This is a genomic window from Nonomuraea sp. NPDC005692 (assembly GCF_040631115.1).
In the GTDB taxonomy this organism is placed as follows: Bacteria; Actinomycetota; Actinomycetes; order Streptosporangiales; family Streptosporangiaceae; genus Nonomuraea.
This window is the reverse complement of record NZ_JBEXYU010000018.1, coordinates 183,035-202,285: the sequence shown is the minus strand read 5'-3', so window position 1 is coordinate 202,285 and position 19,251 is coordinate 183,035. Positions and strand designations below refer to the sequence as shown.

Genomic DNA, 19,251 nt, shown 5'->3' with positions numbered 1-19,251 from the left:
GAACTGACCGCCGAACGGTTCGTCCCCGACCCGCTCACCGGCCACGACCGCTGCTACCGCAGCGGCGACCTGCTCCGCCTCACCACCGACGGACACATCGAATTCCGCGGCCGAGTCGACGACCAGGTCAAGGTCCGCGGCTACCGCGTCGAACTCGGCGAAGTCGTCACCGCCCTGCGCGCCCTCCCCCAGATCGCCGAAGCCGTCGTCCTCCCCATCGGCGAAGGCAAGGCCAGACAACTGGCCGCCTGGGTCACACCAGCAGCACTGGACATACCGGCGGTCCGGTCGGCGCTGCGCGAACGCCTGCCCGACTACATGGTCCCCACCCACCTCGTCACCCTCGACCACCTCCCCCTCAACCCCAACGGCAAGATCGACCGCGCCGCCCTCCCCGAACCCAAGCCCGAGGCCACCGCCTTCGTGCCGCCCGGCACTGCGGCCGAGCGACTGGTGGCCGAGGCGTGGGCGAAGGTGCTCGACGTGGCCGAGATCGGCGCCCACGACGACTTCTTCGCGCTGGGCGGTGACTCCTTCGCCGCCGTCCGCGCGGTCAAGGAGATCGGCCGCGGCCTGCGCGTGATCGACCTGTTCACCCGGCCGACCGTCGCCCAGCTGGCCGCCTTCCTCGGCCAGGAGGGCGGCGCGGGGCTGCTGCACCGGCTGGGCGGGGGCCCGGCCAGCGAGTTCACCCTGCTCTGCGTGCCGTACGGCGGCGGTTCCGCGGCGGTGTACCAGCCGCTGGCGGCCGCACTCGGAGACCGGGTGGAGGTGTTGTCGGTCGAGCTGCCCGGCCACGACCCCGCCCGGCCCGAGGAGCTGCCGCTGCCTCTGGAGGACCTCGTCGAGGCGTTGTCCGCCGAGGTGGCGAAGTCCTCGATCAGCCGTCCGGTGGCCGTGTACGGCCACTGCGTCGGCTCCGCGCCGGCCGTGGCGCTGGCCCGCAGGCTGGAGGCCGACGGCGTGCCGGTGCTGGGCGTGATCGCGGCGGGCAGTTTCCCGTCCGCCCGGCTGCCCGGCCTGGCCAGGAAGCTGTTCCGCGGCGACCGCCTGGTCTCCGACCGGCTGTTCCGCGACGCGCTGCGGGCGTCGGGCGGCCTGCTCGACGACATGGACGAGGCCGCCAAGGAGACCGCGGTGCGCGCCATGCGCCACGACTCCACGCAGGCGCAGGAGTGGTTCACCCGCGAGCTGGCCGCCGACGGCCCGCGGCTGGGCGCGCCGATCCTGTGCCTGGTGGGCGAGCGGGACCGGGCCACCCAGCTGCACGAGGAGCGCTACGCCGAATGGGGGGCCTTCGCGTCGAGGGTGGCGCACGCCGTGCTGCCCAGAGCCGGGCACTACTTCCTGCGCCATCAGGCCGAGCCGCTCGCCGCCCTGCTGTTCGACCAGCTCCGGCGCTGGTCGGACGGTGAGCTGCCGGATCCGGTGCGCGCACCTGACCGGACCGGCCTGCGCTCCTTCTACACCGTCGCCGGCGGACAGTTCGCGTCGGCGGTGGGCAACGCGCTCAGCGCCTTCGCGCTGGGCATCTGGGCCTACCAGCGCAGCGGCGAGATCCTGGACCTCGCGCTGGTCACGATGCTGGCGCAGATCCCGGCCGTGCTGCTCACCCCGCTGGGCGGCGCGCTGGCCGACCGGGTGGACCGGCGGCGCATCATGCTCGCCTGCGACGCCCTGTCCGGGCTGGCGATGGGGGCGCTGGTGCTGCTGATGGCGACCGACCGGCTGGAGTTGTGGAACGTCTGTCTCGTCGTCGCCGTCACCTCGATGGTCACGGCGTTCCACCAGCCCGCCTACCTGGCCGCGATCGCGCAGCTGGTGCCCAAGCCGTACCTGCCGCAGGCCAACGCCATGGCCAACCTGGGGTTCGGCGCGGGCAACGTGGTGGCCCCGCTCGCGGGCGGGGCGCTGATCGGCCTGTTCGGGCTGTCGGCGGTGATCTCCGTCGACGTGGCCACCTTCGCGATCGGCGTGGGGACGCTGCTCGCGGTCAGGTTCCCGAACCGGCTGTTCCACCGGCGGGAGGAGAGCTTCCGGGCGGCGCTGAGCGGCGGGTGGCGCTTCATCCGCCGGCGGCGGCCGCTGCTGGTGATGGCGGTCTTCTTCGCGGTGGTCAACTTCTGCACCGCGCTGATGTGGGTGCTCATCACCCCGATCGTGTTGTCCATCGGCAGCTCGGCCGACCTGGGCGTGGTGACGGCCGCCGGAGGTCTCGGCGTGGCGGTGGGCACGGGCGTGATCCTGGTGTGGGGCGGCAGCCGCCGCCGGGCGACCGGCATGATCGCCTTCGTGATCGGCTCCGGGGTCGGTGTCGTCCTGATGGGCGCGTGGCCCGTCGTGGGGCTGGTCGCGGTCGGCCTGTTCGTCCGGCTGGCCTGCATGAGCATCGGCAACGCGCACTGGTTGTCCGTCATCCAGACCAAGGTGGGGCCGGACCTGCAGGGCCGGGTGCTGGCGGTGAACGTCATGCTGGCCACGGCCATGCAGCCGCTGGGCTTCCTGTCGGCCGGGCCGCTGGCCGAATGGGCGGAGCCGCTGTCCTCGCGGCCGGGCGGCGGCGCCGCGTCGGTGCTGCTGGCCAGCGGCGTCCTGCTGGTGGTCTGGGGCCTGCTCGGGCTGCGTCACCGGCCGCTGCACCATATCGAGGACCTCATCCCCGACGCGGCGCCGCCCTCGGAGGCCGCCGCCGACCTGAACGCGATCCAGGAGAAGGTGCTGAACGGATGACCTTGGTATCCGCCTCCGACGTGCGGGCCGCCGCGGCGCGCATCGCCCCGTTCGTCCGGCGCACGCCGCTGCTGCGGCTGCCCGGCGAGCGCCTGTGGCTCAAGCCCGAGAACCGGCAGCCCACCGCCTCGTTCAAGGTGCGCGGCGCCGCCAACGCGGTGGCCCGGCTGGCCGGGCGGGGCATCACGCACGTCGTGGCCCAGTCCTCGGGCAACCACGCCCAGGCCATCGCCTACGCCGCCGCCCGGCACGGCCTGCGGGCCACCGTCGTCCTGCCCGACACCGCGCCGGAGCTGAAGGTGGAGGCCGCTCGCGGGCTCGGCGCCGAGGTGGTCATCGTGCCGCCGGCCCTGCGCGAGGTCACCTGCCTGGCGCTGGCCGACCATCTCGGGGCGACCGTCGTGCGGTCCGACGACTTCGACGTGATCGCCGGGCACGGCAGCGCCGGGGCGGAGATCGCCCTCGACCTTCCGGAGGCGGGCACGATCCTGGTGCCCGTCTGCAACGGCGGTCTGCTGGCCGGCGTCGCGGTGGCGGCCAAGGCCGCCGACCCCGCGATCACCGTGATCGGCGTCGAGCCCGAGCTCGCCGCCGACGGCGCGGCCAGCTTCCGCAGCGGCAGCCGTACGGCCTGGCCGGTGGAGCTCACCTACCGCACCCGGGCCGACGGGTTACGCGGCCCCGTCCTGGGCGAGCTGGCCTGGAAACACATCCGGCGGCACGTCGACGACATGCTGACCGTTCGCGAGGACGACATCGACGCCGCCGCCGAGCTGCTGTGGCAGCGGCTCGGCGAGCGCGCCGAGCCCAGCGGGGCCGTGACCACCGCCGCCCACCTGGCCCACCAGGCGCTTCTGCCCGACGGCCCGGTGGTGGCGATCATCTCCGGCGGCAACGTGGCGCCCGCCCTCCAGCCGGCGGCCCGGCAGGCGGAGTGACCCCGGCCTCGCGTCCCATGGTCGCGGGACCACCATGGGACGCGAGCCCGGGGACGGGTGCTACGACTCCTCGGAGACCCCCAGGTACATCACGCTCGGGTGCGCGGGGTTGAAGGCGATGGAGGTGACCCGGTCGTAGGCGTTGTGGTTGATCGTGACGCGGTCCTTGCGGGACTCGTACTTGTAGATGTCCGTGCCGATACCCGCCCATCCGGTCCCGAAGTCGAAGTAGAGGACGTCCGCGTCCTTCGGGTGCGGGGCGAGCAGCGGCCCGTTGGGGATCGTCACCGCCGCGTCCTGGTCCACGGCGGGGGTGAAGTTCCGGCCTCCGTCGTCCGAGCGGTAGATGTGCCGGCCGCCGGACGGCGCGCCGGCGTCCAGCTCCGCCAGGTTGAGCCCCATCGCCCACACGACGTTCCCGGCGGCCGGGGAGATCGCGGCGCTGAACACGTTGACCCGGTCGCCGTCCTCGGCCAGCCCCGCGGCCGCGGCCCAGGTGCGGCCGCCGTCGAAGGTGACGCGGGCGCCGGTGTCGGAGGCGCTGATGTCGGAGGCGCCGAGCACCACGTGGTCCAGGTCGTGCGGGTCGAACACCGCCGTGTAGGACATGCGGGTGTTGCTGGGTGACCAGGCCGGCACCCCGACGGGCTGCCAGGTGCGCCCGCCGTCCCGCGACTCGCGCAGCTGGCCCTGAAGGTCGGAGGTCCGCAGGCGGTCGCCGTCGCCCCGGTCCACGCCGATCCCGATCAGGTCGCCGCCCGGCCCGGTGAGGGGCGTGACGCCCTCGGGCGTGGCGAGCGCAAGGTTGCCGTCGCGGTCCCAGGCGTAGGCCCGGCAACCCGGGGCGGCGACCAGCTCGATGGAGGAGCCCTTGACCTCGCCGGCCACGTTCCAGGTGCAGCCCGCGTCCTTGGAGGCCAGCAACTGCCTGTTGGACATGGCCAGCAACTGGTTCGGGCGGTCGAGCGCGGCCAGGCCGGTGGTGTAGACGATCGGGCCGAGCACCTCGCTGGTGGACGCGATCTTCTTGCCGTCGTTCCACGCGTACGTCACAGAGCCGTCACCGGCGACCGTCTGACAGACCGGCCGGCTCCAGCCCGAGCCGTCGAAACCGTCGCCGGCGCTCCGCGCCATGGCGGGCGTGGCGGCCGACAGGACCGTCAGCGCGGTCGCGAGTCCGATGGTGAACGCCTTCTTCAACACTGCCTCCCCGACAGGAAAGTGGTACGCGTCCGTTCCTATCGGTGAATTCGATGCTCAGGCTAGGTCTGCCGGCGGCTGGTTCACGCCATGGCAGGTATCTGACACACTGTTCGATCATGAACGCGGACGACAACGCCCTCGCCGCCGTCGGCGTGGACGCAGAGGACGAGCAGATCTACCGGGCGCTGCTGCGCCGGCCGCGCACCACGCTGCCCGAGCTGGCCGCGCACACCGGCCGTACCACCGTGGCCCTGCGCCGGGCGTGCTCCCGGCTGGAGGCGCTCGGCCTGGTCAGCCGCATGGCCGGCCGCCCGGTCCGGTACGTGCCGACCAGGCCCGACGTGGCGGTGGCCGCCCTCATCTCGCGCCGCGAGGAGGGGCTGGCCCAGGCCAGGCTGGCCGCGCTCGCGCTGCTGGCCGAGACACCGCGGACGGAGAACCTGGCCCCCGAGGAACTGGTCGAGGTCGTCCAGGGGCAGGCGGCCGTGGTGCAGCGGTTCACCCAGTTGCAGCAGACGGCGACCGAGGAGCTTTTGGTGCTCGACCGCCCCCCGTACGCCCAGGACCCCTCCCAGCAGAACGCCCCCGAGATGGAACGCCTCGCGCACGGCCTCGTCGTGCGCGGCATCTACGACGCCTCCGCCCTGGAGATCCCCGGCAAGCTCCGCCTCGCCCAGGAGTCGGCGGCGGCCGGGGAGCAGGCCAGGGTGAGCCCCGAGGTGCCCATGAAGCTGGCCATCGCCGACCGGCGGACCGCCATCCTGCCGCTGAACGCCGACGCCTCGGCCCACTCCGGCAGCGCGGTCATCGTGCACTCCTCGTCGCTGCTCGACGCGCTGGTCGCCCTGTTCGAGGTCCTGTGGCGGGCCGCGCTGCCGCTCCCGCTCTACGACGCGCGCTCCCGCCCGGCGGACATGCCGGACCCCGAGCTGTTCACGCTGCTCGCGGCCGGGCTCAAGGACGAGGCGGTCGCCCGGCAGCTCGGGGTGAGCCTGCGCACGGTGCACCGCAGGGTCAGCGAGCTGATGGACCGGCTCGGCGCCCGCACCCGCTTCCAGGCCGGCCTGCTCGCGGCGCGCCGCGGCTGGTGCGACCTGGACGCCTGACCGCCGTCCCGCCCGTACGGCTTCGTCCCGCGCGGCCTGCGTCGGCTGCAGATCGAGACGCCGGCGGGCGACGTCGCGCTGTCGCGCCCGGCCGAGCGCACGGCCTCGCAGAGCTGGGCGGGGCCGCTGGCCCCGCCCACCAGGCCCGCGGCCCCCGCGGCGTCGCGAGCCTGGCCTCGCTCAAGGCCCAGCCCGGAAGGCCGGCCCAGCACTCACCCCCCTGAACTGGGGTAGATGTTCTCGCTCATGGGGGCGATGCCACCGTGGCCGGGGTAGTAGTCCTCCTTCGCGACTGCCGGGCCGGCCGCCAGGGCGAGTCCGGTCGCGGTCAGCAGGCCGATCGCGGCCAGTCTGAGCGTCGTCTTGGTCATGCCGTCACCTCTCGTCGGTCCGATACGTGCTCCCCGGGCGGGATCCAGTGCACAACCCGGGGCCGCCGCCCGTCACCCTGTTCCGGCCCGAGCGGGAACAGGCAGCTCACGCCGTCGGCGGGGTCCCAGTCTCGGTGACCGGACGATTGTCCGGCAGCCCCCCGCACCGGTCCGGACAATCGGCACGACCGCGCCGGACGCCGCCTTGTAGCATCGGGGCATGATCTTCACAGCGAGCGCGGCCGACGTCGCCGTCGTCCTGGGGCCGGGCGGTCCCGTGGGTACCGCCTGGCTGCTGGGCCTGGCGGCGGGCCTGCGCGCGGCGGGCGTGGAGCTGTCGGACGCCGATCTGCTCGTCGGCACCTCGGCGGGCGCGATCGCCGCCGCCGCCCTGGCCGCCGGACGAGACCTGGACGAGCTCGCCGACCTGCCGCCCGCGTCCTCCGACCGGCGGATCGGGGACCCGACCGTGATGCCGCGCGTCCTGCGGATACTCAACGCGCCCGGCGCCGACCCGCGGGAGGCGCTGCGCCAGGCCGGCGCGCTCGCCCTGGAGGCGGACGCGCTGCCGGAGGAGCAGCATCTGACCGCCATGCGCCGGCTCGTCGGCACCGGCCCCTGGCCCGGCCGCCCGCTGCTGGTCACCGCCATGGACGCGGTCAGCGGCGAGCCGGTGGTCTGGAGCGGCGACAGCGGCGTCCCGCTGCACGTCGCCATCGCCGCCAGCAGCGCCGCCCCCGGCCACGCCGTCCCGATCACCGTCGACGCCCGCCGGTACATGGACGGTGCTCTCGGCGGCGGGTCCAACCTGCACCTCGCCGCGGGCGCGGGCACGATCGTCCTCGTCGAGCCGCTCGGGCACCTGTTCCCGGGCCCGGAGGTCGAGCGGGGCGTGCGGATCCTGCCGGACCAGGCGGCGCTGGAGGCGTTCGGGCCGGACCTCGGCGACCGGAGCCGGTGGGGGCGGGTGTACCTGGAGGGGCGCCGCCAGTCCGCCGGGCTCGCCGACCTGGTCGGGCCGTACCTGCCGGGCCGCTCCGCCCCGGCCTGAACCGGGGCGTGCCCGGCACGCAGCGGATCGGGGCGGGTGCGCGTTCCTTATGCATGAGTGTTGAGATCGTCGCCCGCGCGTCCCCGCCGCCGGCCGACGCCGCCGGCGCGGTGGTGGCCGGCCTGTACCGCGAGCACCGGCTCGCCCTCGTCCGCCTGGCCCTGCTGCTCGTGGGCGATCGGGAGAGCGCGGAGGACGTCGTCCAGGACGTCTTCTCCAGGTTGCACGGCAAGAGCCCCGAGACCCTCACCCTGTCGTACGTGCGGGTCTGCGTGCTGAACGCCTCGCGCTCGCTGCTGCGCAGGCGGAGTGTCGCCGCCAGGGCGATCCTGCGGCGGCGCGACGACCCGGTGGACTCGGCCGAGACGATCGCACTCCTGGGCGAGTCGCGGCAGGAGATGCTGGCGGCGCTCAGCCGGTTGCCCGGGCGGCAGCGCGAGGTTCTCGTCCTGCGTTACTACCTCGACCTGTCCGACGCCGACATCGCCGAGGCGACGCGCCTGCGGCAGAGCACGGTACGGTCCACCGCCTCCAGAGCTCTGGAGCGGCTTGAGCGCGAGCTGGGAGGCCGAGCATGACCACGATCGAGGACCGGCTCAGGGACGCGATGGCGGCCAGGGCCGAGACGGTTCAGGACGACGGGCGGCCGAGGGTCGCGCCGTCGCCGCGCCGGGGGCCGGCGGCGGCCCGATGGTGGTGGGCGCCGGTGGCGGTGGCGACCGCGACCGCCGCCGTGGTGGGCGTCACCGTCCTGGGGACCCGGACGATCGGCTCCGCGCCGCCGTCCGCCGCGGCCCCGAAGGCGGCGGCCGCCGGCCGCCTGTCGCCGCCGGTCGCTCAGGTGTGGCCGGGCGCGGTGCACGAGATCCCGGCGACGGGCCCCGGCGGCCGGGTCTTCAAGCCCGACGTGTTCGTCGCCGACCGGGTGGTGGCCGGCCGCGGGCTCTCCGGGAACCGGCTCGACGGCATCTGGGCGTACGACCTCGACAAGCGCGTGTTCACCCAGGTCGCGCAGTTGCAGGACGTCCAGGTCATGAACGAGCCGCTGGTCTTCGGCGACGGCTACCTGGCGTGGTCGGCGGTCCGGGACGACCGGTCGGAGATCTGGGCGGTGCCCGTCACCGGGGGCGTGCCGCAGCGGATCGCGGCGCTGAGGGCCGTGCTCTCCAGCGACAACGCCTACAGCGGGCTCAAGAAGCTGGCCATCGCCGACGGCATGGCCGTGTGGTCGCCTCCCGACGGCGGCGTCTACCGGGCCCCGCTCAAGGGCGGGAACGTGTCCCTGATCAGCGGGACGAGGGGCTTCTACCTGGTCGAGTGGCCCTGGGCCGGCTGGCCGGCGCAGGACCGGACGGTCGACCATCCCGTCGCCCGGCCTCTGGAGCACCTGAAGAACGTGCTCACCGGCCGGTCCAGTAACGCCGTCGCGGCCAAGAAGCGCTCGTCGTGGACCGACTGCGGCCAGGTGTGGTGCCTCAACGGGACGACGGCCTGGCGACGCGACGGGACGGACCGCCGCGACCTGCCCGGGACCGCCGTGGGCACGCTCATCTCCGGCCGCTTCGTCCTGCTCAACCAGAAGGACGCCAGCGGCGGCCAGGTTCTGGCCCTGCACGACGTCGCCACGAAGCGCACCGGCCGGCTGTTCCCCGTGCCGACGCGCAGGGGCGACAAGGCCCCGCCCACGCTGAACACCCAGGAGGGCGTGGTCTGGTTCCGGACGGCACAGGGCACCCAGGTGGTGATCGACCTGAAGGCGGCCGGCCGCTGAGCGAGGGCCGCCGCTCGAGAAACGTCCGGCCGGACAGGCATAGCGGGAGTGCCCCGCGCGCGTCTCAGGGATGTCATTCACACGTTTGGAGGTGGTCGTGGACCCTGCGGACGAGCAAGGCTTCCGCGAGTTCGTCTCTGCGCGCTCGCCTGCCCTGATGCGGCTCGGGTTCATGCTCAGCGGCGGCGACCAGCACGCGGCCGAGGATCTCGTGCAGGCCGCACTGGCCAAGCTGGCGGCCCGGTGGCGGCAGGTGGACGCCCCCGAGGCGTACGTCCGGCAGATCATGTACCGGCAGCAGGTGAACTGGTGGCGGACGATCGGGCGGCGCGGCGAGGTGGTCCAGGCGGAGCCGCCCGACCGGCCGGGCGCCGACGGCACGCACCAGAGCGACCTGCGCATGGTGCTGCGCGCCGCCCTGGCCCGGCTCACCCCGAGGCAGCGTGCCGTGCTGGTGCTGCGCTACTTCGAGGACCTGCCGGAGGACCGGATCGCCGCCATGCTGGCCTGCTCGGTCGGCACGGTGCGGAGCACCACGTTCCGGTCGCTCGCCCGGCTGCGGCAGATCGCCCCGGAACTGGCTGCGGAACTGGAGGTCACCACATGAACCGGCTGCTTCGCGACACCATGGAGGAGTGGGCCGACGAGGTGCGGGTGCCGCACGACCTGGCCGACCGGGCGCTACGGCGGCGTGCCCGGCCGCCGGTCATGGCGATGGTGCTGGCCGCCGGGGTGGCCGTCGTCGTGGCGGTGCTGGCCGTCGGGCTGCACGGCCGGAGCACGACCGTGCGCCCGGCGAACGGGGTCACCGTGCCCGTTCGTCCCTCGGTGACGTCCACGGACGTGCGCGCGGACGTCGGGAACGCGCCGCCGAAGAAGTTCGTGGCGGCGGGGGACGTGGCCGTCTCCGCCTACTTCACCACCTGGCTGGAGAAGGCGTCCGACGGCGGCGAGCGCGTGCGGCGCACCTGGTACCTGTACGACCCCCGCTCCGACGGCTACGAGAAGACCGCGTGGGCCTGGCTGGACGTGGCGCCGGGGCTCCAGCTCGCGGCGGTGCTCCAGGGCGAGCGGATCGGCAGGCGGGTGGGGATCGTCGACATGAACACCCGGCAGGCCCTGGCCTGGATCGACCTGGAGCACGACGTCGGCTCGCTGGTCTGGTCGCCGGACGGCACCAAGGTGCTGGCCACGGCGTACTCGCAGTATCCGGAGCAGAGCCGGAAGCAGGTGGGCAAGGACTCCTACACCGTCGAGGAGTTCGTCCGGCCCCGGATCGGCTACTACGTCATCGACGTCGCCACCGGCCAGGCGGCCTACCACGCGCTGCCGCCGCTGGACCGCGACGGCAACCCCGGGAACATGAACGCGCGCCAGGACCTCGGCTGGAGCCTGGACGGGTCCATGCTCTGGGAGCCCACCGACACCATGCCCGACAGGTTGTGGCTCGGCCTCGACGGCGCCCGCCGGGACGGCCCGGCCGGCGACCGGTACATCGACTACTCGGGCTGGTCGAAGGTCTCGCCCGACGGCCGGCTGGTGCTGGACCGCGACCTGCCGCCGTCGGTGCCGGGCAGGCAGCTGGTGCTGCAGCACCTGGCCTGGGCCGACAACGACAACGTGGTGGTGCTGGGCTGCGCGGGCGCGTGCGAGAGCGAGTTCGACAACGGCCTGGCGCTGGCCAGTGCCGACGGTGAGCGGATGATCCAGCTCACCGGCAGCCGCGACCGCGGCGGCGACGAGACCTGGCAGTGGGTGCTCACCCGCCGTAACTAGGTCCGGCGCACACCCCGAGCCCCGTGCCCCCTCCGGCACGGGGCTCGTCCCTGCCGCTTGCCGGTTGCTGAACAAGTGTTTAGTCTACTGAACATGTGTTCAGACCTGACCGCTCAGGCCAAGATCCGCAACGCGGCCATCGCGCACTTCGCCCGTGACGGCTTCGACAGGACCAACCTGCGCGCCGTCGCGGCCACCGCCGGAGTGAGCCCCGCCCTGGTCATCCACCACTTCGGCAGCAAGGAGAAGCTCCGGAGCGCCTGCGACGAACACGTCCTGGGCATCCTGGTCCGGCGGGCCGGCCGCGCCCGCCCGAGCGGCATGCAGGACCTCTTCCGCGAATACCTGTCCAACCCGGAGGAGTACCGCCTCCAGGTGCGGTACATGCTGCGCGCGATCGAGGAGGACACACCCGCCGCGGCCACGTTCGTCGACACGCTGGTGGCGGAGTCCGAGCAGGTCCTGCGGGCCGGGATCGCCGACGGCTCGATGCGGCCGTCCCGCGACGTGCGGGCGCTGGCGGTGCTGACCGTGCTCAACAGCGTGGCCACGCTGACCATGCCGCCGTCCCTGGCGCGCGCGCTGGGCCACGAGCGGTTCGGCCCCGACGTGCTGCGCCGCCTCGCGCTGCCCACGCTGGAGCTCTACACCCACGGGCTGTTCACCGACGACGCCGCCCTCAAGGCGGCCAGGGCCGCCCTGGACGACTCACCACGAGAAGAGGACTGACACCATGGCCATCCCCCTCCCCGACCTCACCCCGCTGGAGAACACGCTCTGGCTCACCCTGGCCGGCAAGGCGCTCGACTACCAGGCCGAGCACCCGATCCTGCGCGACCGTACGGCCTACGACCTGGTCAGGAAGCTCGGCCACGACGCCGCGCAGTTCAAGCTCTCCGCCAGCCCCGTCGTGGGCATCGCCCACCGCTCCCTGGTCATGGACGACATCGTGCGCCGGTTCCTCGCCGCGAATCCCGACGCGGTCGGGCTCGACCTCGGCGCCGGGCTCGACACCCGCGTCCACCGCGTCGACCCGCCGCCGACCGTCGACTGGTACGACGTCGACCTGCCCGGCGTGGCCGAGGCCAGGCGCCTGCTGCTCCCGGAGCGCCCCCACGCCCACGTGATCGGCCGCGACCTCAACGACCCCCGCTGGCTGGACGAGGTGCCCGGCGACCGTCCGGCCGTGATCGTCGCCGACGGCCTGATCGGGTTCCTGTCGAAGGAGGAGCTGGCCACCCTCCTCGACCGCCTCGTCCGGCACTTCCCCGCGGGCGAGATCTGCTTCAACGGCTACACGCGGTTCCACGTGTGGGCGGCCAGGAAGTACGCCGGCACCCGGTCCGTCGCCCCCTTCCTGAAGTCGCCCGGATTCGACACGCCGCAGGACATCGTGCGCCTGGAGCCCCGGCTGAAACTGGTCCGCGAGATCTTCCTGACCCGCGAGCCCGAGGTCGCCGGCTACCCGTGGACGACCCGGCTGGCGAGCCGCCTGACCTCCTGGAGCACCTCACTGTCCCGCAAGGGCACCGCCGTCCAGCACTACCGCTTCTGAGGGGCGGGCTCGGCCCGCCGGATCAGGCGTCTGCCCAGCCGCTGCGCCGGCGCCTCCACCCACCGCCACGTCAGCGCGCACAGACCGAGCAGCGCCGCGCACACCGCGACCAGGACCGCCAGGCGCGCCGCCGGCGGCACGTCCGACGGCTCCGGCAGGAAGAACTCGACGCTCTCCAGCAGCAACGGGTGCAGCAGGTAGATCGAGTACGACACCAGCCCCAGCCAGGTCAGCCACGACGGCATCGCGCGGCGGCGCAGCGCCATCGCGGCGGCGAAGGTGAGCCAGGCCGCCACGGTCGCCACCTGCGTCCCGAGCTCGGCACGCGCCGGCCACAACCCCGCCAACGGGATCAGCGCCACCCAGACGAGGTGCCGGTGACCGAGCAGGCCGGCCTCGACGCGGTAGAGCACGGTGCCGGCGAACATGGTCGCCAGGATGAACAGCCCCTGCCACGGCCCGGGGTAGCTCTGGTTGACCGCCAGCAGCAGCAGGATCGTGCCCGCGACGGCCACGGCCCCCGCCTGCCGGACGCGCCGGCCGCCGCGCAACATCGCGGCAAGCCCGGCGGCCAGGACGGCGGTCACCACGACCACGACCGTGAGCATCCGGGCAGCGCCGCCCGCCGACAGCAGCGTCACCGGCAGCAGCCCGCCGCCGAGCACGGCGGCCGCCGCGAACCCGAGCGCGGCGGCCGTGCTGCGCCGGTGCACGCCGAGGGTGAACATCGCGGTCAGCAGGAGGTAGAAGGCCATCTCGTAGGACAGCGTCCACAGCACGTTGGCCACGTTCGGCGCGTACAGCAGGTTCTGCAGCATGCCGGCGTGCGCCAGGGCCATGGCCAAGGGCCGGGTGTCCCACCAGATGTGCAGGTCGTCCCAGCCGAGCGCCGCGAGCAGCAGCATGCCGGCCACGCACACGGTGAACAGCGGCCACAACCGGAAGAACCGCGAGATCCAGAAGGCCCGCACGCTGCCCCGGCGTTCCAGCGACGCGGGCACGATGTAGCCGCTGACCAGGAAGAACACCAGCACGCCGTACCAGCCGGGATCGAAGACGGCCTTGATCGGCGGCCGTACCTCCGGCCACAGCGGTTCGAGCGCGTGCTCGAGGACCACCACCATCGCGGCGAGCCCGCGCAGCGCGTCGAGCCAGGCGAGCCGCCCGGCATGCGGCGAGGTCGTGCCTTCGACTGCGAGGGGAGCACGAAGCATCCGGACATCGTAGTGAGAAATGCCTTTTACAGCCTTAAGATCGTCCAGACCGCGGCGGCCGTGTCGCGCGCCTGGCCGCGCCCGTCGGGGGTCACAACCCCGACATGGACGCGGCCAGGTACTGCCCGAGCTGCGGGATCCGCGCGTCGGACAGGCGGCTGGACGGGCCGGAGATGCCGGCCGCGCCGATCAGGGATCCGCGGATCCGCACCGGCACCGCGACGCACCGGACGCCGTCGAAGGTCTCGTCCCTGTCGACCGCGTAGCGGGCCTCGCGCGACTCCTCCACCCGGCGCCGCAACTCGATGGGTCCCCTGGCGGCGTTCTCCGTGCCGCCCGCGTAGGACAGGCGGGCCAGGTGGGTGTCGAGGGCCTCGGGATCGAGGGCCGACAGGTAGGCCTTCCCCAGCGCCGAGCAGTGCATCGGCCGGATCGTCCCTAACTGTTCGGAGACGGCCACCACGTGCCGGGTGGGGAAGAACGCGAGGTAGACCATCGTGTCCTTGGCCGGCACCGCCAGGATCGTCGCGTCGCCGCACTCGTCGCGGATCGAGGCCAGCACCGGGTCGATGATCTGGCTCCAGTCGGTCTCCGGCGCCTGGATGAGCCCGTAGAACTTGGCCGGGACGATCGTGTAGCGCTTGGTCGCCTCGTTGCGGGCCACGTACCCCGTGGCGACCAGCTCGGCGAGCAGCCGCAGGGCGGTGCTGCGGTTGACGTCGAGCTCGCGGGCGAGCTCGGCGGCGGTGAGCGGATCTGCGGAGAGGAGCTCCAGCGCCCGCAGCGCGCGCTGTATGGGAGAGGCGGTACGGCCGTCGGAGGGGTCGTTCGTACCGGGGCTCTGGTTCGTCGTCATGACAAGGATTGTCCGCCGTTCAGGCCGAAGAGGTGATCAACCGCTTCGCGGTTGGCCCTGAAGGATCTCTCGGCCTGGTCCTCCCAGCCGAAGACCTGCACGGTGAGGATGCCGTCGAACTCGACCGACTCCAGCGCCCCGCGCACCTCGGCCCAGTCGATCTCGCCGCGGCCGAGGTCGAAGTGCTGGTGGATCCGGCACGCGACGCCCGGCGGGTTGACGATGGTACGGCCGGGCCGGAAGGTGTCGGCGACGTGGACGTGGTCGAACCAGCCGCGGGCGTACTCCACCTGCTCGGTGGTGCTGCCCTGGAGATGGTAGGCGTGCGGCACGCAGTGCAGGTAACGCAGCCGCGGGCTGCCGATCTCCTTGATCAGGTCCACGGCGCCGGCGGTGGTCTCGATGAAGTCCCACGGGTGCGGCTCGACGACGAGCTCGACGTCCTCGCGGTCGAGCACGGGAAGCAGGTCCTCGATCGAGCGCAGGAACGCCTTGCGGCAGGCGTCGGGCTGGTCCGGGTGGCCGGACAGCTCGGTGTTGATCCGCCGGCAGCCGAGCTCCACGGCGGCCGCGATGCCGTCCCGCCACCACGCGACGGCCTGCTGGCGGACGTCCTCGTCGGGGCTGGACCACGCCTGGATCACGGCGACCGAGACGATCTCGACGCCGGAGGCGTCCGCCGCGTCGCGGAAGCCACGCAGGTCGGCCGCCGAGGCGTGCATGGGGCCGAACGCCGGGATGAAGTCGTCGCGGTTGCCCATCTCCAGATGGCGGTAGCCGGCCTCGGCCGCCGCGCGGGCGGCGAGCTCGACCGGTCTGCCCTGGAGCATCGCCGGGTCAAGAGCGATCTTCATGCCACTTCTTCCTTCCAGACACTGTCAGGGACGATGACCGCCTTGCCGGGGACCTGCCGGGCGCGAAGCGCGTCGAGCGCGTCGTTCACCCCGGACAGCGGCCACCGGGCGGTCGGTGAGAGCCGGATCTTCCCGGCCGCGGCCAGCGCGACGATCGACTCCAGGTCCTCGCGGCGGCCCGACCGGATGCCCCGGATGTGGGCCTCCTTGCGCGCGACGACGGCGAAGTCCACGTCCGGGACGCGAGCGTACCCGGCCAGCAGGTACGTGCCGTGCGGGTTCAGTGCGTCCAGGCCCGGCGCCATGACGGCGGGCACGCCCGTGCAGTCGATGACGGCGTCGACGGGCCCGCCGGCCTCCTCGACCGAGGCGACGACGTCGTGGCCGACGGCCTGGAGCGCCCGGCGGCGCAGCGAGCCGGGCTCGACCACCTGGACCGGCACGCCGCGCACGCGCAGCAGCTCGGCGCACAGGTGACCGATGGGCCCCGCGCCGAGGACGAGCACGCGGCCCGGGTCGCGCTCCAGCGCCACCCGGACGCTGTTGGCGGCGGTCGCCCCGCCGTCGACCAGCGAGGCGGCGTCCGCCCACGACAACCGCGACGGCAGCTCGACGAGCTGGGCCGCCCGTACGCGCAGGTGGTCGGCGTAGCCGCCCCAGGCGCCGAGCACGCCGGTGATCGACACCAGCTCCGGGCACAGCCGCTCGTCGCCGGCCCGGCACGCCGCGCACGAGCCCTCGCCGGTGAACAGGGTGATGGTGGCCCGGCGGCCGAGCCACTCCCGGGCTCCGGCGCCGGCCTCCACGACGACCCCGACCGGCTCGTGGCCGAGCACGAAGGGCGTCTCGGGCCGGTAGGAGTGCCCGGCCAGGACGTGCAGGTCGGTGCCGCAGATGCCGCAGGCGTGCACACGCAGGACGACCTCGTCGTCGGTCTCGGGCACCGGACGCGGCACGCGCGTGACCTCGAGCCGTTCGCTCGGGATCGAGGTGGCCACGGCGGCCTGCATGGTGGCCGTGGCTGACGTTGCTCCCACTGGTCGCCTTCTTCCGGGGGGCAGGTTCGGTGTGCACAACAGCATCCACAAGTGTTGCGAGACATGCAACCCCTTGACGTCTCACGCAACACATTGTTCGAACCCATTGAGCAGTGAATTGCCAGGAAACATGCGGGTCACGGGGGTTGACATGCCTTGAATGTCCGCCATAGCGTCGGGCACCACTAACGTCCCTTGGTGCAACACAGTTCGTCTGACGCAACACCTCGCTACTGATCACAGCGAGAGGTCGAGCCCCCCAACGGCCGCCCGCAGGTGCTCTTCGTCGCCGACCTTGTGGATTGAGACTTCAGGACGCGAGGAGTCACCGCCATCGAAATCCCTCCGAGAACCCCCGACCGGAGGCTTCATGGCTCATTTCAAGGAGGACAGGATGCTCCGACACCATCGCTCCGCACGAGCTCTGACCGCTGTCGCCACCGCCGCCGCCATCGGCGCCACGGGCTGCGCCGGCTCCTCGATCACCACGAAGCCGGCCGCCGCGCCGACGGACGTGGGCACGTCGTGCGCCAAGTACGGCACCGTCAAGCTCACCGTCGGCATGTCGGAGGCCGGCGAGGCCATCGCCAACGGCTTCAAGGAGCAGGTGAAGTCCTTCCAGGCGGCCAACAAGAACGTCACGGTCGACCTGCAGATCAAGGACTGGGCCTCCTCCGCCAGCACCATCAAGCTGGTGATGTCCGGCAACAACCCGCCCGACGTCATGCAGGGCAACTCCGGCTGGGCCATCAACGGCGCCCTGTGGAAGGCGGGCCTGCTGCTGAACCTGGACCCGTACGCCAAGGCGTTCGGGTGGGCCGAGAAGTTCCCCGAATCGGCGCTGACGGTCAACAAGTTCACCGCCGACGGCAAGGCGCTGGGCGAGGGCAACCTCGTCGCCGTCCCGCCCGCCATCCAGTACGTCGGCGTCTTCTACAACAAGGCCGTCCTGGGCAAGCTGGGCATCGACCCGGCCACCCTCGACGACAAGGCGGCCTTCCTCCAGGCGCTGGACAAGGCCAAGGCGGCCGGTGTCACCCCCGTCCTGCTCGGCGACTCGGAGAAGTGGCCGGCACTGCACAACCTGTCGCTGTTCAACGGCTGGTACGTCGCCCCGGACACGATCAACAACTGGGTCTACAACAAGCCCGGCAGCACCTACGACGACGACGGCCACCTGAAGGGCTCGACCGACTTCCGCACCTGGATGGAGAAGGGCTACTTCAACTCCGACGCGCTGGCGACCAGCTTCACCGACGCCACCAACCGCTTCGGCAAGGGACAGTCCGCCTTCTTCGTCACCGGCTCCTGGGCCCTCGGCGACGTCGGCAAGGCCCTGGGCGACGACGCCGGCTTCATGCTCTTCCCCGCCGGCGACAGCGGCAAGCACGCGGCCGTCGGCGGCTACAGCCTGCCCTTCAGCATCTCGGCCAAGACCAAGTACCCCGACTGCGCGGCGGCGTTCATCGACTACGTGACCGCCGGCGAGGAGGCCGTCGCGGCCCAGATCGCGGCCGGCCGTCCCTCGGCGACCAAGGCGGGCGTCAACGCCAAGATCGACGACCCGCTGCTCAAGCAGATGGTCGACGCCTATGAGCGGCTGTCCTCCGAGAACGGCCTGTTCACCTGGGAGGACTGGCCCACCCCGACGATGCTGACCTTCCAGGGCGCCGAGGCCCAGCGCCTGCTGTCGGGCGAGGTCACGCCCAAGCAGTACAACGAGTCGGTCCAGAAGAACTGGGCCGACTACATGAAGACCCGTTCCTGACCTGGCGGGCGGCGCACGAGGCGCCCGTCCCGTCCCCCCTGTGAGAAAGGCCATTCGTGGACAAGGTAGTCATCACCGTAACCGTCGACTGTTCCATGTCGTATCCCGGCTTCAAGGGCATGCCGAGGATCGACGACGTGCCCGCCGTCGCCGGTGAGTACGTACGGGCGATCGACTCCGGCGCGTCGCTCGTCCACCACCACGGCGTGCACTACCTGGAGGACTCGATCCAGGAGGACGGCCGCCAGCTCTCCCGCACCGACTACGACGGCTGGGCCGACCTGACCGACCGCATCCGCGCCGAGCGCGACTCGATCATCCAGTTCGGCATCGCCAGCGCCCGGCTGGAGGAGAAGGTCGCGCTCATGAAGCTGCGCCCGGACATGATGTCCTACGCCTTCAACGTGCACGACGAGTACTTCCGGCCCGACCCGGCCTACCCCGCCAACGAGCAGTACGCCATCCACACCCGCCCCGAGCTGGAGGCGTTCTGCAAGGCGGCCAAGGAGCACGGCGTCAAGCCCGAGGTCGAGTCCTTCTACACCGGCGCGTTCTGGAACCTGGAGTTCATCCGCGACCAGGGCCTGCTCGACGACCCGGTCTGGACGACCCTGTTCCTGGGCTGGCCCGGCGGCGCGTGGACGCCCCCCACCGAGGACTCGCTGCTGTACCTGGTCAGGCACCTGCCGCCGCGGGTCAACTGGAACGTCAGCGTGATGAACCCGAAGATGCAGTGGCGCCTGCTGGCCATGGCCATGAGCCTGGGCGGCCACGTACGGGTCGGCTGGGAGGACAACCCGTACCTGCCGGACGGATCGCCGTCGCGCTCCAACGCCGAGCTCGTCGACGAGATCGTCAAGATCGCGCACCTCATGGGCCGCGAGGTGGCGACCCCCGACGAGGCCCGCGAGATCATCGGCCTGCCCGCGCGGCAGGGCGGCGCCCAGCCGGCGGCCGCGGCCGCGGGCCAGAGCGCCTAGGAATCCGTCAGGACACGCCGGCGCCCCGGTGCGGCGCGGGA

The 19,251-nt window shown here is 72.7% G+C and carries 18 protein-coding genes; 12 read left to right on the top strand and 6 right to left on the bottom strand.

Going from position 1 to position 19,251, the window contains the following annotated elements; genetic code table 11:
- Positions 1 to 2,730 (top strand): MFS transporter (locus ABZ459_RS31675; RefSeq protein ID WP_357978133.1); only part of this gene is annotated, 2,730 nt, incomplete at its 5' end.
- Positions 2,727 to 3,668, top strand: a complete 942-nt coding sequence (locus ABZ459_RS31670) for a pyridoxal-phosphate dependent enzyme (protein WP_357978130.1) — start codon at positions 2,727 to 2,729, stop codon at positions 3,666 to 3,668. The genes ABZ459_RS31675 and ABZ459_RS31670, both read left to right, overlap by 4 nt.
- A gap of 60 nt (positions 3,669 to 3,728) precedes the next feature.
- Here ABZ459_RS31670 and ABZ459_RS31665 read toward each other — a convergent pair whose 3' ends face one another.
- Positions 3,729 to 4,868 (bottom strand): hypothetical protein, encoded by a 1,140-nt coding sequence (locus ABZ459_RS31665; RefSeq protein WP_357978127.1) that lies wholly within the window; start codon positions 4,866 to 4,868, stop codon positions 3,729 to 3,731.
- A 119-nt stretch (positions 4,869 to 4,987) separates the two neighbouring features.
- On the opposite strand from ABZ459_RS31665, the gene ABZ459_RS31660 reads away from it, so the two are divergent.
- The gene (locus ABZ459_RS31660; protein ID WP_357978124.1) at positions 4,988 to 5,977 is read left to right on the top strand and encodes a LuxR C-terminal-related transcriptional regulator; all 990 of its coding nucleotides are present in this window, start codon (positions 4,988 to 4,990) and stop codon (positions 5,975 to 5,977) included.
- A 212-nt stretch (positions 5,978 to 6,189) separates the two neighbouring features.
- Here the strand turns inward: ABZ459_RS31660 and ABZ459_RS31655 are convergent, their stop codons facing one another.
- Positions 6,190 to 6,348, bottom strand: coding sequence for a hypothetical protein (locus ABZ459_RS31655; RefSeq protein WP_357978121.1), 159 nt, complete (start codon positions 6,346 to 6,348; stop codon positions 6,190 to 6,192).
- Positions 6,349 to 6,568: 220 nt separating this feature from the next.
- Between ABZ459_RS31655 and ABZ459_RS31650 the strand changes: the two genes are divergently transcribed.
- The 7 genes from ABZ459_RS31650 to ABZ459_RS31620 all read left to right on the top strand — a co-directional run bounded on the left by ABZ459_RS31650 (position 6,569) and on the right by ABZ459_RS31620 (position 12,501).
- Positions 6,569 to 7,399: a patatin-like phospholipase family protein gene (locus tag ABZ459_RS31650; RefSeq protein ID WP_357978118.1), complete on the top strand. Its 831-nt coding sequence runs from the start codon at positions 6,569 to 6,571 to the stop codon at positions 7,397 to 7,399.
- Positions 7,400 to 7,452: 53 nt separating this feature from the next.
- Entirely contained in the window at positions 7,453 to 7,977 is a 525-nt protein-coding gene (locus ABZ459_RS31645) for a sigma-70 family RNA polymerase sigma factor (protein ID WP_357978115.1), read from the top strand.
- A complete protein-coding gene (locus ABZ459_RS31640; RefSeq protein ID WP_357978112.1) occupies positions 7,974 to 9,170 on the top strand; it encodes a hypothetical protein in 1,197 nt (398 codons plus the stop codon). Before ABZ459_RS31645 ends, ABZ459_RS31640 begins: the two co-directional genes overlap by 4 nt.
- A gap of 97 nt (positions 9,171 to 9,267) precedes the next feature.
- Positions 9,268 to 9,777, top strand: coding sequence for a SigE family RNA polymerase sigma factor (locus ABZ459_RS31635; RefSeq protein ID WP_357978109.1), 510 nt, complete (start codon positions 9,268 to 9,270; stop codon positions 9,775 to 9,777).
- A complete protein-coding gene (locus ABZ459_RS31630; protein WP_357978107.1) occupies positions 9,774 to 10,946 on the top strand; it encodes a hypothetical protein in 1,173 nt (390 codons plus the stop codon). The genes ABZ459_RS31635 and ABZ459_RS31630 overlap by 4 nt, the downstream gene beginning before the upstream one ends.
- Before the next feature lie 93 nt (positions 10,947 to 11,039).
- Positions 11,040 to 11,675, top strand: a complete 636-nt coding sequence (locus ABZ459_RS31625; RefSeq protein WP_357978104.1) for a TetR family transcriptional regulator — start codon at positions 11,040 to 11,042, stop codon at positions 11,673 to 11,675.
- A 4-nt stretch (positions 11,676 to 11,679) separates the two neighbouring features.
- The gene (locus ABZ459_RS31620; RefSeq protein ID WP_357978102.1) at positions 11,680 to 12,501 is read left to right on the top strand and encodes a class I SAM-dependent methyltransferase; all 822 of its coding nucleotides are present in this window, start codon (positions 11,680 to 11,682) and stop codon (positions 12,499 to 12,501) included.
- On the opposite strand, the gene ABZ459_RS31615 is transcribed toward ABZ459_RS31620, so the two are convergent.
- The 4 genes from ABZ459_RS31615 to ABZ459_RS31600 all read right to left on the bottom strand — a co-directional run bounded on the left by ABZ459_RS31615 (position 12,489) and on the right by ABZ459_RS31600 (position 16,462).
- Positions 12,489 to 13,715, bottom strand: coding sequence for an acyltransferase (locus tag ABZ459_RS31615; protein ID WP_357978099.1), 1,227 nt, complete (start codon positions 13,713 to 13,715; stop codon positions 12,489 to 12,491). The two genes, ABZ459_RS31620 and ABZ459_RS31615, sit on opposite strands and share 13 nt — an antisense overlap.
- A gap of 91 nt (positions 13,716 to 13,806) precedes the next feature.
- Positions 13,807 to 14,571 carry an IclR family transcriptional regulator gene (locus ABZ459_RS31610; protein ID WP_357978096.1) on the bottom strand — a complete coding sequence of 255 codons (765 nt, stop codon included), beginning with the start codon at positions 14,569 to 14,571 and terminating at the stop codon, positions 13,807 to 13,809.
- Positions 14,568 to 15,425: a sugar phosphate isomerase/epimerase family protein gene (locus ABZ459_RS31605; protein ID WP_357978093.1), complete on the bottom strand. Its 858-nt coding sequence runs from the start codon at positions 15,423 to 15,425 to the stop codon at positions 14,568 to 14,570. The genes ABZ459_RS31610 and ABZ459_RS31605 overlap by 4 nt, the downstream gene beginning before the upstream one ends.
- On the bottom strand, positions 15,422 to 16,462 hold the full coding sequence (locus tag ABZ459_RS31600) for an alcohol dehydrogenase catalytic domain-containing protein (RefSeq protein ID WP_357978090.1): 1,041 nt from the start codon (positions 16,460 to 16,462) through the stop codon (positions 15,422 to 15,424). Before ABZ459_RS31600 ends, ABZ459_RS31605 begins: the two co-directional genes overlap by 4 nt.
- Before the next feature lie 394 nt (positions 16,463 to 16,856).
- Between ABZ459_RS31600 and ABZ459_RS31595 the strand changes: the two genes are divergently transcribed.
- Positions 16,857 to 18,230, top strand: coding sequence for an extracellular solute-binding protein (locus ABZ459_RS31595; RefSeq protein WP_357978087.1), 1,374 nt, complete (start codon positions 16,857 to 16,859; stop codon positions 18,228 to 18,230).
- 56 nt (positions 18,231 to 18,286) lie between these two features.
- Complete coding sequence (locus ABZ459_RS31590; protein ID WP_357978084.1) at positions 18,287 to 19,210, top strand: 3-keto-5-aminohexanoate cleavage protein; 924 nt, start codon at positions 18,287 to 18,289, stop codon at positions 19,208 to 19,210.
- The last annotated feature ends 41 nt before the right edge of the window (positions 19,211 to 19,251 follow it).

What these genes read in the sequence shown, in the direction of transcription:
- ABZ459_RS31670 (WP_357978130.1), top strand. Translation starts at nt 2,727, where the DNA reads ATGACCTTGGTATCCGCCTCCGACGTGCGGGCCGCCGCGGCGCGCATC.
- ABZ459_RS31660 (WP_357978124.1), top strand. Translation starts at nt 4,988, where the DNA reads ATGAACGCGGACGACAACGCCCTCGCCGCCGTCGGCGTGGACGCAGAG.
- ABZ459_RS31655 (WP_357978121.1), bottom strand. Translation starts at nt 6,348, where the DNA reads ATGACCAAGACGACGCTCAGACTGGCCGCGATCGGCCTGCTGACCGCG.
- ABZ459_RS31650 (WP_357978118.1), top strand. Translation starts at nt 6,569, where the DNA reads ATGATCTTCACAGCGAGCGCGGCCGACGTCGCCGTCGTCCTGGGGCCG.
- ABZ459_RS31645 (WP_357978115.1), top strand. Translation starts at nt 7,453, where the DNA reads ATGAGTGTTGAGATCGTCGCCCGCGCGTCCCCGCCGCCGGCCGACGCC.
- ABZ459_RS31640 (WP_357978112.1), top strand. Translation starts at nt 7,974, where the DNA reads ATGACCACGATCGAGGACCGGCTCAGGGACGCGATGGCGGCCAGGGCC.
- ABZ459_RS31630 (WP_357978107.1), top strand. Translation starts at nt 9,774, where the DNA reads ATGAACCGGCTGCTTCGCGACACCATGGAGGAGTGGGCCGACGAGGTG.
- ABZ459_RS31625 (WP_357978104.1), top strand. Translation starts at nt 11,040, where the DNA reads ATGTGTTCAGACCTGACCGCTCAGGCCAAGATCCGCAACGCGGCCATC.
- ABZ459_RS31620 (WP_357978102.1), top strand. Translation starts at nt 11,680, where the DNA reads ATGGCCATCCCCCTCCCCGACCTCACCCCGCTGGAGAACACGCTCTGG.
- ABZ459_RS31615 (WP_357978099.1), bottom strand. Translation starts at nt 13,715, where the DNA reads ATGCTTCGTGCTCCCCTCGCAGTCGAAGGCACGACCTCGCCGCATGCC.
- ABZ459_RS31610 (WP_357978096.1), bottom strand. Translation starts at nt 14,571, where the DNA reads ATGACGACGAACCAGAGCCCCGGTACGAACGACCCCTCCGACGGCCGT.
- ABZ459_RS31605 (WP_357978093.1), bottom strand. Translation starts at nt 15,425, where the DNA reads ATGAAGATCGCTCTTGACCCGGCGATGCTCCAGGGCAGACCGGTCGAG.
- ABZ459_RS31595 (WP_357978087.1), top strand. Translation starts at nt 16,857, where the DNA reads ATGCTCCGACACCATCGCTCCGCACGAGCTCTGACCGCTGTCGCCACC.